This is a genomic window from Cutibacterium nasicola (assembly GCF_051303185.1).
GTDB lineage: Bacteria > Actinomycetota > Actinomycetes > Propionibacteriales > Propionibacteriaceae > Cutibacterium.
Window position 1 is genome coordinate 183,622 of the sequence record NZ_JBPPGE010000001.1, and the last position, 16,186, is coordinate 199,807.

Annotated in this window: 16 protein-coding genes; 3 read left to right on the top strand and 13 right to left on the bottom strand. The window is 62.3% G+C overall.

Annotation, left to right across the window (positions count from 1 at the left end; translation table 11 throughout):
* The first annotated feature begins 51 nt into the window (after window positions 1-51).
* Window positions 52-858 carry a proteasome assembly chaperone family protein gene (locus tag ACSJJT_RS00855; RefSeq protein WP_435916999.1) on the top strand — a complete coding sequence of 269 codons (807 nt, stop codon included), beginning with the start codon at window positions 52-54 and terminating at the stop codon, window positions 856-858.
* Window positions 859-870: 12 nt separating this feature from the next.
* On the opposite strand, the gene rpe is transcribed toward ACSJJT_RS00855, so the two are convergent.
* The 12 genes from rpe to efp form a co-directional block, all read right to left on the bottom strand.
* A complete protein-coding gene (gene rpe / locus ACSJJT_RS00860; RefSeq protein ID WP_435916511.1) occupies window positions 871-1,542 on the bottom strand; it encodes a ribulose-phosphate 3-epimerase in 672 nt (223 codons plus the stop codon).
* Window positions 1,543-1,962: 420 nt separating this feature from the next.
* Entirely contained in the window at window positions 1,963-2,808 is an 846-nt protein-coding gene (locus tag ACSJJT_RS00865) for a CAMP factor family pore-forming toxin (RefSeq protein WP_435916512.1), read from the bottom strand.
* Between the two features lie 397 nt (window positions 2,809-3,205).
* The gene (locus ACSJJT_RS00870) at window positions 3,206-4,570 is read right to left on the bottom strand and encodes an RsmB/NOP family class I SAM-dependent RNA methyltransferase (RefSeq protein WP_435916513.1); all 1,365 of its coding nucleotides are present in this window, start codon (window positions 4,568-4,570) and stop codon (window positions 3,206-3,208) included.
* Window positions 4,567-5,514, bottom strand: a complete 948-nt coding sequence (gene fmt, locus ACSJJT_RS00875; protein WP_435916514.1) for a methionyl-tRNA formyltransferase — start codon at window positions 5,512-5,514, stop codon at window positions 4,567-4,569. Before fmt ends, ACSJJT_RS00870 begins: the two co-directional genes overlap by 4 nt.
* A gap of 36 nt (window positions 5,515-5,550) precedes the next feature.
* On the bottom strand, window positions 5,551-7,560 hold the full coding sequence (locus tag ACSJJT_RS00880; RefSeq protein WP_435916515.1) for a primosomal protein N': 2,010 nt from the start codon (window positions 7,558-7,560) through the stop codon (window positions 5,551-5,553).
* Window positions 7,561-7,612: 52 nt separating this feature from the next.
* Window positions 7,613-8,809, bottom strand: coding sequence for a methionine adenosyltransferase (gene metK / locus ACSJJT_RS00885; protein WP_435916516.1), 1,197 nt, complete (start codon window positions 8,807-8,809; stop codon window positions 7,613-7,615).
* A 40-nt stretch (window positions 8,810-8,849) separates the two neighbouring features.
* Window positions 8,850-10,082 (bottom strand): bifunctional phosphopantothenoylcysteine decarboxylase/phosphopantothenate--cysteine ligase CoaBC, encoded by a 1,233-nt coding sequence (gene coaBC, locus ACSJJT_RS00890; RefSeq protein ID WP_435916517.1) that lies wholly within the window; start codon window positions 10,080-10,082, stop codon window positions 8,850-8,852.
* A gap of 12 nt (window positions 10,083-10,094) precedes the next feature.
* Window positions 10,095-10,442, bottom strand: coding sequence for a DNA-directed RNA polymerase subunit omega (rpoZ, locus tag ACSJJT_RS00895; RefSeq protein ID WP_435916518.1), 348 nt, complete (start codon window positions 10,440-10,442; stop codon window positions 10,095-10,097).
* Between the two features lie 20 nt (window positions 10,443-10,462).
* On the bottom strand, window positions 10,463-11,062 hold the full coding sequence (gene gmk, locus ACSJJT_RS00900; protein ID WP_435916519.1) for a guanylate kinase: 600 nt from the start codon (window positions 11,060-11,062) through the stop codon (window positions 10,463-10,465).
* A 51-nt stretch (window positions 11,063-11,113) separates the two neighbouring features.
* Window positions 11,114-11,434, bottom strand: a complete 321-nt coding sequence (mihF, locus tag ACSJJT_RS00905) for an integration host factor, actinobacterial type (RefSeq protein ID WP_435916520.1) — start codon at window positions 11,432-11,434, stop codon at window positions 11,114-11,116.
* 90 nt (window positions 11,435-11,524) lie between these two features.
* Window positions 11,525-12,313: a transcription antitermination factor NusB gene (nusB, locus tag ACSJJT_RS00910; protein ID WP_435916521.1), complete on the bottom strand. Its 789-nt coding sequence runs from the start codon at window positions 12,311-12,313 to the stop codon at window positions 11,525-11,527.
* Window positions 12,310-12,879, bottom strand: a complete 570-nt coding sequence (gene efp / locus ACSJJT_RS00915) for an elongation factor P (RefSeq protein WP_435917000.1) — start codon at window positions 12,877-12,879, stop codon at window positions 12,310-12,312. Before efp ends, nusB begins: the two co-directional genes overlap by 4 nt.
* A gap of 230 nt (window positions 12,880-13,109) precedes the next feature.
* Here efp and ppk2 point away from each other — a divergent pair, with 230 nt between their 5' ends.
* Complete coding sequence (ppk2, locus tag ACSJJT_RS00920) at window positions 13,110-14,060, top strand: polyphosphate kinase 2 (protein WP_435917001.1); 951 nt, start codon at window positions 13,110-13,112, stop codon at window positions 14,058-14,060.
* Between the two features lie 569 nt (window positions 14,061-14,629).
* On the opposite strand, the gene ACSJJT_RS00925 is transcribed toward ppk2, so the two are convergent.
* Window positions 14,630-14,779 carry a P-type ATPase actuator domain-containing protein gene (locus ACSJJT_RS00925; protein ID WP_435916522.1) on the bottom strand — a complete coding sequence of 50 codons (150 nt, stop codon included), beginning with the start codon at window positions 14,777-14,779 and terminating at the stop codon, window positions 14,630-14,632.
* Between the two features lie 386 nt (window positions 14,780-15,165).
* Here ACSJJT_RS00925 and ACSJJT_RS00930 point away from each other — a divergent pair, with 386 nt between their 5' ends.
* Window positions 15,166-16,050 (top strand): endonuclease domain-containing protein, encoded by an 885-nt coding sequence (locus tag ACSJJT_RS00930; protein WP_435917002.1) that lies wholly within the window; start codon window positions 15,166-15,168, stop codon window positions 16,048-16,050.
* Window positions 16,051-16,186: the final 136 nt, after the last annotated feature.

Below are 16,186 nucleotides of genomic sequence, written 5' to 3' on the forward strand. Positions count from 1 at the left end.
GGCTTCCAGCCTAGGGGCCGGGCTAGCCTTGACACCATGCGATTTCGACACATGGACCGGCCATGGGTCGTGGTGGCCTTCAGCGGCTGGAACGACGCCGGCTCGGCCGCCACTCAAGCGGCAACCCTCATCGCTGAATACTCCGAGGCGAAGACCTGGCGCACGATCGATGGCGAGGAGTTCCACGACTTCCGTCAGACCCGTCCGGCCATCACCGTCATGAACGACGTCGAAATCGTCAACTGGCCGCGCACGACGATCTGCCTCGGCAGCTGGCAAGGCCGGCCGATCATCGTCGTCACCGGTCCGGAGCCGAGTCTGCGCTGGCGAACCTACTGCCTGCGCTTGCTGCGACGACTACGCCGGTTCAAGCCGGCCGGCCTGGTCGTGCTCGGCGCAATGGCCACTGATGTCGCCCACACACGGCAATTGCCGGTGATGGTCTCGACGACCAACCCTGACCTCATCAGTGCGCTGGGCGCGGAGAAGCTCACGTACGACGGTCCGACGGGGATCCCCTTCGTCCTCGTCACTGAGGCACGGCGTCACGACTTCAACGCGATCGGGTTGTGGGTCGGGGTGCCGCAATACGCCTGCGAATCCGCCTGCCCGCCGGCTGTGCAGTCCCTCCTCGTCCGGATCGAGGAGCTCACCGGAATTGCCGTACCGCAAGCCGGTCTCGAGGAGGACACGCGGGAGTGGGCCACAGCCATCGACGAGGCCTTGTCAGAGCATCCCGAACTGGCCGAGTACGTCGCAGCCCTGGAGACCGAACAGGACGCCGCCCTGCCCGAGGGGCTCACAGGAGACGTCCTGGCCGTGGAGTTCCAGTCCTATCTACGACACCGCAACACATGAGACCGCGGTGACTCAGTGGCAGCAGCTCTGGGCCGCCTGAGCCTGACTGCGCAGTGAGGCGACGACCTGGTCCGGGTCATCGGATCGGTAGACGGCAGAACCCGCCACGAACGTGTCAGCCCCGGCCTTGGTTGCCCGCTCAATCGTGTCAGCCGAGACCCCGCCGTCGATCTGTAGCCAGATGTCTGCCCCCGACGCGTCAATGAGTGTGCGTACTCGACGGATCTTGGCAAGGACCGGGTCGAGGAATCCCTGGCCGCCGAATCCAGGCTCCACGGTCATGAGGAGGATCTGGTCGAACTCCGTCAGGACATCAGCGAGCTGCTCGACCGGAGTGGCCGGACGCAGTGCCACGGATGCACGCGCCCCCATCGCCCGGAGCTCACGGGCCAGCTTGATGGGCGCGGTGGCAGCTTCCAGGTGGAATGTGACCGACTGGGCACCGGCCTCGACATATTGCAGTGCCCATCTGTCGGGATCCTCGATCATGAGGTGGACGTCAAACATGAGGTCAGTGGTCGGACGCAGGGATTCCACGAAAGACGCCCCCATGACGAGGTTCGGTACGAAGTGACCGTCCATGACATCGATGTGGAGGCCGTCGGCAGAGGGGATTCGCGCCACCTCCCCCGCAAGGTTGGCCAGGTTGGCGTTGAGGATTGACGGTGTGATGCGAACTGTCATGCTGTCAGCCTAGAGGGTCAGGGGACGCGGGGAAGGACTCTCCTTGCCACGACGTCAGGACCGTGCCCACCATCCCCGCTTGAAGTGATGGTGTACCCAGAGTTGATGACGACTACCGCGTCGCTCGTCAACTATCGACACAGGCTTGGGTGCAGGAACACCGACGCCTGACCCGCGACATGTCGCGATGTACGACCACTTGACGGTGGCCGATTCGGTAACCGTCATGGGGGGTGGACATTCGCAATACCCTTTCGATGCATCATCACCAACATCTTGGCTTCCGCATCGTCCATCGGTGACGACTGCGACTCACGTCTTTGTCCCGGATGTGGAAAGGACATTGATCACGACTGACATGACCAGCCACACACAAAGCGATCATCAGGACCACCAGCGTGGTCCTGATGATCATTGGTATCAGGCGAAAGCCACCGGAGCATTGGCAGCCGGCATGCAGAAGGATGGCGAGGCCGGAGCGTCCTTCTTGTTCGGAGCTTTGAGGGCGTCCTGGTAGGCGACCTTGAGGTCCTCCATGGCCTGGTCGACTTCGGCGACCCGCACCCATGCGTTACCACGAATGAGACCAGCCCTGTCAATGGCACGGTTGAGCTGACGGATGGTGTCGTTGTCCTTGTAATTGATGACGCAGGTGTCGCGATCGAACAGAACTTGCGCCATCAAGCGTCCCAGTTTGGCGCGCACGAACTTGGTGGCAACATCGGTCGGCTTAAGGTCGGGCATGGCCTGAGCTGTAGCGAGAGCCTTTTTAAGTGCAGCCACCTCGTCGGTCAACTGCGCGGGGGTGGAATCAAGAGAAATCAGCACGTTGATGGCGTGGGCAATCTCATCGAACACGACAGTATGCGCGTTCTGCACCTTGTCTTGAATGGTGAGAGTCGCGGTGTGCGTGGTGTCGCACATGGTCAGGAACAACTCGACACGAGCCGGAATCGACTTGACGAAGGTGGTGACTCCCTTGATGACCTTCTCAAGTTGAGCCTTGAGAATCTTGGCCTGCTTCAGTAGGTCCGAAATGGTGTCAATGACCTCCTTAGGAGACAGAGAGACCTTGGCGACCTTGAGATCACTGGTCAGCGAGTCAATACGATCATTGACATCGCCGAGCAATGCGTGTGCATCAGAGGTATTGCTCGACACGGCGGAAACAGCCGGTACGGCAGCCTGAGCCGCGGGGGTGGAAAGAGCGGCTGGAGCCATCAGGGCACCGGCAACCAGTGGGGCGGCGATCAACTTGATCCTCATGAGGTTCTCCTCGTTAGAGCGACTTGTCCACGATCTCGGACCACATCACCATCGCAGACGAGCCCGAGTGCTGAGAATGCAAGAGCCGGGACATCCCCCAAAACGCTACCTACATGTATACCAAGGAACTCCGCAGGATGACGAGAGCTAACTTTTGTCTTCCATACCGTGTCGAGCACCACGCGCACCAAGGCTGCTGCCGACTCATGTCACACGTAGCCCGTTCCGACCTACGGTGTGGTTGCCAACCAACCCGGGGGCAACCACTCCCCTCGGCCCCGCTTCCGGAAATACCCAGTGCGTCAAGTGCCGACGTCAGCGTGGACTGGGCTGTTTCTGCATCTTGGGATGTCGTTTGACATCCTTCAGCCACACATATGCCTGATAATCGCATTCCTCACTCGTCATGTCTGCGGAACAATGCGCAACACATGGCGTCGGTGCCGTGACGATGTGGCCACAGTTGGATGACGTTTGAGTTTCCGGACGCAGCGATACCAGGAATGCCCGGGAGCATGGCAGGAGCGTCGAGGACGTCAACTGGCAGGGACGCGCGAGCATACTCAACGATGTCAACGGTTTCGGCTCGGTGCGGTGAGCACGTGACGTATCCGACGATCCCACCTGGTCGGCTGAGATTGACCGCCGAGGTAAGGAGTCGACGCTGCAGGTGGGTCAACTCCTCGACGTCAGCAGGAGTACGACGCCAGCGCGCTTCTGGACGTCTGCGCAGGGATCCCAGACCCGAGCACGGCACATCAGCAAGGACGGCGTCAAAAGACCGAACTGGAAGTGGCGGGCACGTGCCGTCGGCAGTCATGACGCGATGGTTGCCCGGGATGGTCTTGAGGGCCTTCGCCACGAGATCAGCACGATGTTCATGCAGTTCCACCGCGGTCAGATTGGTGTTGTGCTGGTTCGCGAGTCCGGCCAGGAGCGCGGATTTGCCACCCGGCCCGGCACAGAGATCCAGCCATTGACCAAAATTGCCATTCGCCTCGGCTGCATGAAGCAAGGCCAGGATCACCAATTGAGAGCCCTCATCTTGTACGCCGACCCTCCCCTCACGCACCGCAGTGACATCGGACGGGTTTCCTGGACGCACGACACCCCATGGGGAATACCGAGTTGGGGTCCCAGACTCAATTTCGTCGCGCTCAGCGAGGCCAGGGCGGACGACCAGGGTCGGGACCGGCGGCTCGTTGTCCGCCAGCAGGGCGGCCTCCACCTCGTCAGTTCCAAGACGATCCTGGAAGGCCTTGACGATCCAGGTCGGGTGCAGGGTTCGCAGGGCCATGACGTCGACGCCCTCGCGTCCACCGATCTCGCTGGCCCATTCCTCGAGGCTGTGGGTGCTGATGCGCCGGGATACAGCGTTGACAAGACCTGTTACTCGTTCTCCGATGACTTGACGGGACAAATCGACCGAAGTGGCCACAGCAGCCCGGGTGGGCACCCTCATGGCAAGGATCTGGTGTGCCGCCATCCGTAGGACGACGCGCACTCCGGGCTGGAGTTTGGCAGGGTTTCGCCCTGATGCGGCCTCAATGATGCGATCCCAGGTACCCGATCCGCGGGAGGTGCCGTCGACGAGCTCGGTCGCGAACGCCGCGTCACGTCCGGTCATCCCGGTGGCACGCAATTGGTCGGCCAGGGCAAGGTTGGCATAGGCACCATGGGTCTCGACGGCCAACAGTGCGGTGTATGCCAGCCGTCGTGCTGGATCCGTCTTGCGGCGTTTCTGGTGGGGACGCTGATTCATCGCAGCCTGGTTCCGGCGTCAATCCCTGCGCCTCGCGCCCAGTCAGCTCCGTTCATGGCCTTCTTCCCGAAAGCCTGGACCTGCAGCAGTTCGAGGGGCCGAGAACCAGTCCCGAGGAAGAGCTGTTTGCGGGTGGCGACGAGCTGGCCCGGTCGAGCCGTCGTCACGGTGTTCGGGACCGTGGCGTCGGGGCCAAGGTGGCAGGTGCGCAACACTTTGAAGCGCTTGTCATCGAGTTCAGCCCATGCTCCCGGGGTCGGGGACGTGCCACGGACCAGATGGTCGATCTCCTCGGCAGGAGCCGTCAGATCAATGCGGACGTCACCTGGGTGTATCTGTGGGGCGGTCGTCACCCCTTCAGACGACTGAGGCGTCGGCTCGATCCCGGAATCGATGTCCTCGAGTGTCTGAGTCACCAGCGGGGTCGCGGTCTGGGCCAGTTCGGCGAGGAGCTCACCAGCTGTGGTCGTCTCGCCAATCGGCACTGTCATGGAGCGATACACCGGTCCGGCGTCGAGGTCCTTGACGAGTTGGAAGACGCAGGCACCCGTCTCCTCGTCCCCAGCCATGATGGCCCGCTGCACCGGGGCAGCTCCCCTCCAACGGGGCAACAGGGAGAAGTGCAGATTGATCCAACCATGTTTCGGCGCAGCCAGGAGATCAGTGGGGATGAGACCGCCATAAGCGACAACGACTGCGGCATCAATGTCGAGGGATGCGACAGCATCGTGCCCCTCACCTGACTTCACGCTGGCTGGCTTGATGACGGGAATGCCGAGATCCTCGGCTGCCTTGGCGACTGGGCAGGGACGCGGTGTGCGATGACGTCCGACTGGGGCGTCGGGTCGAGTCAGGACGGCGACGACCTCGTGGTGCGGGTCGTCAACAAGGGCCGTCAGGGTGGGGACGGCTACGTCCGGGGTGCCAGCGAAAAGTAATTTCACCCTTCCAGCCTATCGGCCGGACAACGCCTGCCGGCTTCACAAGAGATGCGCAGGATCGATGACGACGCGCAGAGTGCCCTGCTCATGGTTCATGGTGTGTTTGGAACGCAGGTGGAACAGGGCTGAGGACAACTCCCCGACGGAGAGTTGTCCCACCGGACGCACGATGATCCGGTCACGCTCACTCTCTCCAGCTCGCCGCTGTTGGGGGGCCGGGCCCAGCACTTCCAGCTTGTCCCCCATGTCCGCGTTCAGTCGCTCGGCTGCCAGGGCGACCGCTTGCGGTTCCCCGTCGACGATCCCACAGGGAACCGCGGGTGGGAACCGAGCCTCTCGTCGGTCCTCGAGCTCACGGGCCGCCCAACCGATGGGATCGTTGCGAACCATGGCCTGCAAGGCAGCATCCTCCGATGGGCCGACGACGACTACCCGCCCGCCATCGCGAACTGATCTGACGAGGGCCATGATCGCCATCCAGCGATCAACGGTCTGCTCCACCGCAGCCAGCCCCGGTCGAGACAGGGAGGACAGCGCATCGAGGATGACGGCGCAGGAGTATCCCGATTCCGGCGCTGGTTCAGCCCCCGGCGTGGCGACGACGAGTCTGGGAGCTGGGTCGACGCTGTCTCGCACGTGGTTTCCCGAGGAGTCGACGACGGGCACGTCCGGGAAGGCGCGGCCCAGTTCGCCGGCCGTCGTAGTCGCTCCGACGATTCCGGACCTGACGTCGGTGGAACCGCACTCGGGGCAACGCCACCGAGGTAGATGGGTGCCGCACCAAGTGCAGTGCAGGTCAACTCCCGTGTCAGTACGCCGTCCTGTCACCGGGCCGCCGCAGGAAGGACATCTCACGGGTGTCCGACACACCGAGCAGGATGGTGAGACCAGATCCCCAACTCGAGGCACCGACACGAGGACCGGTCCACGCAGCAATCCTTCCCTGATCGTCGTCATCGCCAGATCAGGCAGCCGCACGGACCGGGCCAATGGATCTCGTTCCAGAGCGATGTCGGAATCGCCTGGGATGCGTACCGGCGCACAGACGGATCTCATCGTCTGACGGTCTGCCCCGATGCTGACGAGCCAGCCTGACCTTAGCCACGACGCACAGCGAACCGAGCAGGAGTAGCTCGCCAACAGCAGAGCGCCGTGGTCGACCTGGGCTCGTAGGGCCGCAACATCCCGGGTGTTCGGGTAGGGAGCTCGGGGCTCGTCATGAAGGTCGGAGCCCTCGTCCCAGACTGCGACCAGCCCGATGTTCTCGATGGGCGCCATGACAGCTGACCTGGTGCCGATGACGACCTTGGCTGTACCACGAATGACGGCCAGATAATGACGCCATCTCGTCGACGCCGGTTGATCAGCGTGGAGGACGGCCACCGTCCCCGCCCCCAGGACGGCTTCGAACCTGGAATGGAGGGTGGTGACATCCTCGACGGTCGGACAGCAGACAATGGCACTACGCCCGGAGGCAAGAGCTGCGGAGACGGCCTGCAACAGGCCATTGGCCCAGTCCCCCAGACCTTCGTCATCTCCTGGGCCGCATACTGGGGTGACCCGCCAATGAGCTCGGGGACGCTCGCCGGCTGCCACCAGGTCGAGGAAATGACGTCCATCCGTGAGGGCCCGCAAGGTGCCTGACGGCATCGTCTCGGACGGGTTTGGCCACGGCGGCGGGTCAGCAGCCTCGGTCGTCGCGTGACGGGTCGGAATGGCCCACCTGAGCACCTCGTCGAGAGTGCCAGCCCAGTGATCGGCAACCTTACGAGCCAGCCTGAGCTGGTTCGGGGTCGACACGACCTGTTCGGAGATCAGCTTCACGACCGGGGAAAGCTTGACCCCTGGTTCCTGTTCGTGGTCGACCACCATCACGACGCCGTCACACAGTCGTCCGGCGAGTTTCACCCTGACCCGCGCACCCACCTGAATCCGACCGACGAGGTCATCAGGGATGAGGTAGTCGAAGGGACGGTCTAGGTGCGCCAAACCAGTGGAGACGACCACATGGGCAATCCATGTGGTCGTCTCCAGCAGCGGTTCGGTCATGGGTCAGATGCTACGGCCCACCACCGACGGCATCGCGACAGGTGGTGTTCTCTCAGAGACGGGCGGCCGCGGCCAAGGCCTCGGCACGGTCCGTCACCTCCCAGGTGATGCCGGGGAGCTCGCGTCCGAAGTGTCCTCCGGCGACGAGCTGGGAGTAAATCGGACGAAGCAGGTCGAGGTTCTTAATGATCGCCCCGGGACGAAGGTCGAAGACCTCGGTGACTGCGCGCTCGATCTCGATCTCGGGAACATGGTTGGTCCCGAAGGTGTCGATGCGGAATCCCACTGGACGCGCGGCACCGATGGCGTAAGCCACCTGGCACTCGCAGCGGTCGGCCAGACCTGCGGCGACGACGTTCTTGGCCACCCAGCGCATGGCGTAGGCAGCGGAACGGTCGACCTTGGAGGGGTCCTTGCCGGAGAAGGCACCGCCACCGTGACGGGCCATGCCGCCATAGGTGTCGACGATGATCTTGCGACCGGTCAGACCGGCGTCGCCCATGGGGCCACCGATGACGAACTTGCCGGTCGGGTTGACGAGCACCCTCATGTCCTTGTGATCAAGGCCGTAACGCTCCACCACCGGGTCGATGACAAGACGCCGCAGGTCCGCGCTCATCGTCGCGTCAATGTCAACGCCGTCACGATGCTGACTGGACACAACGACGGTGTCCACCGCCACCGGCTTGTCGTTCTCGTCGTAACGAATCGTGACCTGGGTCTTGCCATCGGGGCACAGGTAGTCCAGCGCACCCTCCTTGCGGACCTTGGTGAGCGTCAGGGACAGGGCGTGTGCCATGTCGATCGGAAGCGGCATGAGGGACGGGGTCTCGGTGCAGGCGTATCCGAACATCAGGCCCTGGTCGCCGGCGCCCTGGGCGTCGACGAGGTCAGTGGAACCGTGCCGTGTCTCGTAGGCCGAGGTCACTCCCCGAGCGATGTCGGGACTCTGGGCATCAATCGCCACCGATACGCCGCAGGAAGCACCGTCGAAACCCTTGGCCGAGGAGTCGTAGCCGATGTCGAGGATGCGGGACCGAGCAATACCTGCGATGTCGACATAGGCCTCGGTGGTGACCTCGCCACAGACCATCACCTGCCCGGTCGTCACGACAGTTTCGACGGCTGCGTGGGAATGCGGGTCCTCGGCAAGAAGAGCATCGAGGACGGCGTCAGAGATAGCATCAGCAATCTTGTCGGGATGGCCTTCCGTCACCGATTCGGATGTGAACAGACGAGTGGTGGGCATGGTGATTTCCTGTCCGCGCGGCCACAAGCCGCGCATCGTGTTACTGAGTGGCCAGCAGCGTGTGGACCTGGTCGAGAATGGCCACTGCAGCCTGCGACTTCGATCCGGTGAAGCGTCGACCGGGCCCCTGCTGGTGGACCACAGTGACGTCGGTGCCGGCCTTGCCGAACACCTTCCCCTCGCTCACGTCGTTGACGACCAACAGGTCGCATCCCTTGCGGGCGAGTTTGGCCTGAGCCAGCTCAAGGAGCTGGTCACGGTCAGGTGCCGTCTCGGCGGCAAACCCGACGACGACCCGGTGCGGTATCGATTGGGCACAGATTCGGGCCAGGACGTCAGGAGTCTGGTGTAACTCAAGGGATGTCGTCGTGGCGCCGACGGAGCCCTCTTCGTATTTCTTGATCTTCGTACTGACTGAAACCGGGGCGAAATCGGCAGCTGCAACGGCCTGGATGACGACGTCAGCCTCCAGTGCCAGATCATCCATGGCCTCGGCGAGGTCCTCGGTACTGGAGATCCGCGTCAGCTCGACGCATGACGGCATGGTGACATCAGTATGAGCTGCCACGACGTGAACGTTCGCACCGCGAGCAGCTGCCACCTGAGCGATGGCCCTTCCCATCCGTCCGGAGGAGGAGTTCCCGAGGTAACGCACTGGGTCAATGGCTTCGCGGGTGCCACCCAACGAGATGACGACGCATTTTCCTGCAAGATCCCGACGACACATTGCGTCAGCGGCATCCGGACAGGTCAACAAAAGCTCAACGAACTCGGCGATCTCGTCAGGATCGGGCAGACGTCCCGGACCGGAATCCCGACCGGTGAGACGTCCGGAGGCCGGATCCTTGACGACGATGCCGCGACGACGCAGGGTTGCGACATTGTCAACAGTGGCTGGATTCTGCCACATCCCGGTGTGCATGCCGGGAGCCAGCAGAACGGGCGCGGACGTGGCGAGAATCGTCGTTGTCAGGAGGTCGTCGGCGTGACCACCGGCGATCCGTGCCATGAGATCGGCGGTCGCTGGGGCGACGACGACCACGTCGGCACGCTCGGCCAGCCGAATGTGTTCGACGCCGGGAACGTCGTCGAAGACATCGGTGTGGACCGGGTGCCCACTCAGTGCCTCCCACGTGGGGCGTCCGACAAATTCGAGAGCAGCCCTGGTGGGGACGACGTGGACCTCATGGCCAGCCTCGGAAAGGAGCCGCAAGAGCAGACATGCCTTGTAGGCGGCAATTCCTCCTCCGACGCCGAGGACAACGACACTCACGCCGGACTCAGATCAGGCGTTCGGATCAGCGAGGTCGGCAAAGGGGTCGTCGAGCTCGATGGCCGGGGCCTCCTGGGCCGCCTCGGCCTGAGCAGCGATCTCCTCGGCGTCCATCTCATGAGCCTCGACGACGCCGGCCTGGATCTCACGCATGGCGATGGACAGCGGCTTTTCCTGGTTGGTGGTCTCCACCAGCGGGCCGACGTTCTCCAGCAGCCCCTCCGCCAGCTGCGAGTAGTACGCGTTGATCTGACGGGCGCGCTTCGCGGCGAAGAGAACGAGGCGGTACTTCGAGTCGACGTGCTCGAGGAGCTGGTCGATGGGCGGGTTGACGATGCCTTCAGGCGTGGTCTCGGTCAAGGAATGTCCTCCCAGTATGGTCATAGACCCAGCAACCCTACCAGAGAGGCAACGGCATGGTCCACGGTGTCGTTGATGACAACGGCGTCGAACTCATCGGCGTTCGCCAACTCCACACGAGCTGTCTGCAGCCGACGCTCCTGCTGTGCGGGAGTCTCCGTCCCCCGACCGATCAAACGGTGCACGAGCTCCTCCCACGACGGCGGGGCGAGAAAGACCTGAGTGGCCTGCGGATAGGTCTGTCGCACCTGACGAGCACCCTGAAGATCGATCTCAAGAATGACGGTGCGCCCGCTCGCAACTGCCTTCTCGACGGGCTTGCGCGGGGTGCCGTACCGGTGACTGTTGTGGACGACGGCCCATTCCAGCAGCCCGTCACCCTCAACAAGGTCATCGAACTGCTCCTGGCTGATGAAGTCGTACTCAATTCCGTCGCGCTCAGTGGGGCGAGGCGGACGGGTCGTCACTGACCTCGAGACGACGATCTCAGGGTGGCGACGCAGCAACGCGCTCACCACCGTTCCCTTGCCAACGGCTGTTGGCCCAGAGACGACGGCCACCTTGACAGGGTCGTTGTGCAGAAGGCCACGGGCCTGTGGGATGGTGGGATCGCTGCTCATGGCAACACCCTAATGGTCCATGGCGACGACGTCGCGCAGGGGCGTGGAACCTCAGGAACGATGGTCGAACTCGGCACGCAGGTCAGCGACCTGATGTCGCCCCAGGCCACGAATGCGACGATTCGGGGCGATCTCAAGGCGCTCCATGATCTCGGCGGCACGCTTGTCCCCCACGCGAGGAAGGGCCTTCAGCAGGTCAACAACCTTGACGTGGGCAAGCACATCATCCTTGGCAGCCTCGTCCAACGCCTCGGACAACGACAAGTCACCGGTGCGAACCTTCGCCTTGAACTCAGCTCGGACTCGCCTGGCCCGTGTCGCTGCTTCACGAGCAGCCGAAAGCTGTTCCGGTGAAAGAGTGGGTATGGACACGAGCCCCTCCGATCAAGTGCGCAGCCATTCCGAACAATGCGAAAGGCTCCCACCAGAACCCTGGTGGAGACCTTTGGCACACTAGTCCGCTTAGTCGGAGTTTGGGTCCGATTTGTGGAGATCTGTATCCAATTCGTGATCTTTGGATGTTGGGTGTTCTTCCGCCTCCAGATCGGCTCCACCAGAGAGTTTCGTGGACTCTACGACATTTTCGGTAGCCAGACCCACATTGTCAGCCTCGTCGGAGACAGAGTCGGAATCTGAGGTGACCTTCATCCGCAGCTGCTCGGTTCCATCTGGTGGTTCGGCTCTGTTCTCGTCTTCACCAACAGTGTGCGGGGGGAGGACGTCCGCAGAGGACACATCCTCCACCCGGGCAGGGCCGTGGGCAATGACGGCGTTCAGCAGACCGTTGAGGAATGGCGCCGAGTCATCCGTCGAGAACTCCTCGCTCAACTCAATGGCCTCAGAGATGACGGCCGGGTCCGGCGTATCCGTGTGCAGAATCTCGAAGGCGGCCAGGCGAGCGAGAGCACGGTCGACGCGCGGCATCCGAGCCAGCGTCCAGCCCTCGGAGAGGCAATCAGCGAGGACCGAATCCAGACCAACCTGGCAGGCAGCCACTCCGCGAACCAGATCAGCTGCGAACGGGCGCACCGGGTTCGTGAAGACCCCTGGGCGAGCGGCCAGGACTTCGAGGGGATCGGTGCTCATGAGGTCAGCCTCGAACAGAATGTCGAGCGCCTGTTTGCGAGCCTTGGACCGCGTAGAGAGATCAGTGTGCTTCTGGATGTCTCCGCTGATGCGCCTGACCTCGAGGTCCCCGATCCTCTCGACGGGGCCCTCGTCGTCAGGCGTGGGAGTGGTGCTCGTACTCACTTCTCGGAAATGCGACCGAGGTAGTCGCCGGAGCGGGTGTCGACCTTGACCTTCTCACCAGTGGTGATGAAAAGCGGGACCTGGATCTCGCGACCGGTCTCGAGGGTGGCTGGCTTGGTGCCGCCGGTGGAGCGATCACCCTGCAGGCCAGGCTCGGTGTAGGTGATCTCGAGTTCGACCGAGGCGGGCAGATCAATGTACAGCGGGTTGCCCTCGTGCAGGGCGACGGTGGCGGTCTGGTTCTCGAGCATGAAGTCCTTGGCGTCACCGACGACCTCGGAGGGAATCGGCAGCTGCTCGTAAGTGGTCTCGTCCATGAAGACGTAAACGTCACCATCTTGGTACAGGTACTGCATGTCGCGGCGATCGACCTCGGCCGACTCGATCTTGACGTCAGAGTTGAAGGTTTTGTCCACAACCTTGCCGCTCAGAACGTGCTTGAGCTTGGTACGAACGACAGTGTTTCCCTTACCCGGCTTGTGGTGCTGGAACCAGATGACCGTCCACAGCTGGCCGTCGAGGTCGAGAACGGTGCCGTTCTTGATGTCATTGGTGGAGATAACCACAGGTCGGTCCCTTTCGAGGTGGATTGCGTCGATCATGGATCAGGATGAGGCCCGCCAGCCGACATCCCGAGCAAGTCTAGCGGACGCAGGCCTTCACCCCTATTGCCGGTAGCGGGCCGGCCCCTGATATACACATCCCAACCACTCGACGCCTTCACGACATGATCCTGTCACGCCCCGTTCATGCCGTTGAGGGCTTGGCCGCGCACCTCGTCAGTAACGTTGTCGCCATGCACGACCTCGACTCCACTGAGCTGCGGGCCCACTTCGATCCCGCCACGGATTCCGACCAGCACTCACTGCGCGAATTCATTGATCTGGTCGCTGATGCCGGATATGTCGTCGATTCCGATGAGCACGGAGACGATCCCGAACTCATCGCTCCTGACGGTTCCGCCGTGGAGACATGGCATGAGGACTACCCCTATCCGAATCTCATGGACAGGCGCGAGTACGAAACCCAGAAAAGGTTGCTGCAAATTGAGCTTCTCAAGCTGCAATACTCCATTGACGACACCGGCGAGCGCCACGTCATCGTCTTCGAGGGACGCGACGCCGCAGGAAAGGGTGGGGCAATCAAGAGATTCAGTGAGCATCTCAATCCCCGTCGCTGCCGTACCGTCGCCCTCGACAAGCCCTCGGACCGCGAGCTCGGTCAGTGGAACTTCCAGCGGTACATCCAACACTTCCCCACTGCTGGCGAGATCGTCCTCTTCGACCGATCCTGGTACAACCGCGGCGGTGTCGAGCGAGTGATGGGGTTCTGTACCGACGAAGAGCATCGAGTCTTCCTGCGTCAAGCACCAATCCTTGAGGAGATGATGATCGAGTCGGGAATTCACGTCACCAAGTTCTGGTTCTCGGTGACCCGTCAGGAACAACGCACCCGATTTGCCATTCGTCAGCTTGATCCAGTTCGCCGCTGGAAGCTCTCTCCTATGGACCTGGAATCCTTGGGACGTTGGGACGACTACACCCGCGCCAAGGAAGAGATGTTCGCCGCTACTGACACCGATGCTGCCCCGTGGATTTGCATCAAGTCCAACGACAAGAAACGCGCGCGTCTCAATGCCATGAGGTATTTCCTGTCCCAATATGATTACGAAGGCAAAGATACCGATGTAGTCAGTCAGCCCGACCCTCGGTTGGTACGTCGAGCCCGAGACATGGTTGGAGACTGAGTGGTGCTGGCTCGACGAGGTTGAGTGGTGGCAGCCCTGACGGCAGAACTCATGGCGTGCTGATGTGCCACGGCCCCCTCCTGGCGACATCGCACTACCCCCCGTCTCGCCTTCCAGCACGTTGAAGGCGCTGGGCAAAGTTGGCAAGGCTCGAGGAGATGAGGATGACGTCGGCAGATCGTCGGGCCATCTCGATGCAGCACCCATGCCCACTCCGACAGTTGCTGCCGAAAGAGCGGGAACGTCGTTGACGCCATGACCGACCATGACCATCTTGTGTCCCGACACCATGAGTTCCGAGGCGACATCGGCGTTTCCGATCGGACGCAGTTTGGCGCGATCCTCGTCAATGAACTGGATTGCGTCAATCCACTCGTCGTTCACCCATACGTGTGACCGCGCGGTCGTATCCGTGGAAAACCCGGTGGGACACGGCGGCTGACCCCGACATGGCGGCCGCTCACGCCACCTGAAACACCATGCCCAAACTCTTGACGGAACTCCGCGGCCATAGGGGCTGGCGAATCACGACCCGCACAGATGACGCAGTCAACCGGATGTTCACTGAACTACTCAACGGCTGCGACCGGCATCGGACCTCCAGTGATCCGGAACTGATCAACCTCGGATACACCAGTTTCGACGGCTCCATCCATGGCGATGCGGTCGCCTGGAGAGATGACGACGAAGTCACCCACGCCTTCGGCCAAATCGTTCACGGGGCCCCTCCGCCACGGGGTCGACGTAGTCGCTGTCGACACCACAAAGACATGGCTGCGTATTTTTCGCTCACATGAAGGTAGTCAGCGTGGTTGATGCCGAGCAGCAACCCTGCGATTCCTGTTGACGGTCATTCCCAGCACGCAACAGGGTGAATCGATGGGCGGTGTGTCGACCTCCCCTCTTCTCCTCCCTGTGGCAATCTTGATGATGCCCAGCGTTGGGCACCGAGCGACGTCGCAAGAACCTCGACCAACAGACAGTTGTCCACAGATCTGACATTGCCTGACAGATTTCACGGTCTCCGACGACAACTGAAGGCGTGAAGACCTTTCAAGACCAGATCGAGCGCCGCGGTGTCGCCCGTATTCACCGCCACAGCTACATTCGAGGCCAAGCGGACCGTGCAGTGGCCCGCGGAGACGCAGTCCGGATCCTGCCCGGAGTAGTTGCCGCAGCCTCGCTTGCTCGCGACCCACAGACGATCATCCGGGCACTCTTCCTGTGGCACCGAGATGTCGTTCTCGTCGGCAAGGCGGCCCTCATCCTTCTCGGCATGAGGGCCCCGGGATCGGCTCGACCGATGGACTTGCGCAGCGTCGCCGAGGTCGAGGCATTCTCCCGAACCCGCAGCCTCGTTCGTCCAGCCATCCAGGTTCATCGCTGGCATGTACCGCACCGATTCATCACTGAAAGGGAGAGAGTTCGTCTCGCCACACCCGAGGTGTCAGTCCTGATGCTGGCCGTCCAAGGCGAATGGGAATGGGTGTGCGAAGCGCTGCGCCAGCGCATCGTCACTCCTGGGAGCTGCCGAAAGGCGCGTAGGGGGCTCACCGGGCGGTTCCCGAAGGTCCAAGTTGATGCCGCTCTGGCTGACATCACGTTGGTAGCCTGGTCGATTCCCGAGTTGGAGATGGGCCGAATGCTGAGGGCAGTTGGGATAACCGGACACAAACCAAACCACAAGGTTCAGGTCGGCGACCGCTACTTCTACCTCGACCAAGCTTTCGAGGAGGAAAAGGTGGCCCTCGAGATCGACGGCAGGAAGATGCATGGCACCGCGGATGGTTACGAGGCGACGATGATGCGGTCCGCCCATCTCGACCGGCACGGGTGGAAGGTGCTCCACACCACCCCGACCATGATCCGGCGGAATCCTCAATTCGTGCTTGACTGGTTGGCCTCTCATCTCCATCGCCGTCACCGACCCAAGGCCATGTTCAGCGAACCGGTGTTGCGGAGCATCATGATGGGCCTTGGCACCGCCTAGCGACCTTCTCGCCAGACACTGGACTAATAAGATCACTGTTCCAGGTTTTCATCCCGTGCGGCTGTGGCGATATCGGTCATGACCACGCAATGTGCTGCCACACGTAGCAATCTCAGCCTTCACAACCGGGATCGCC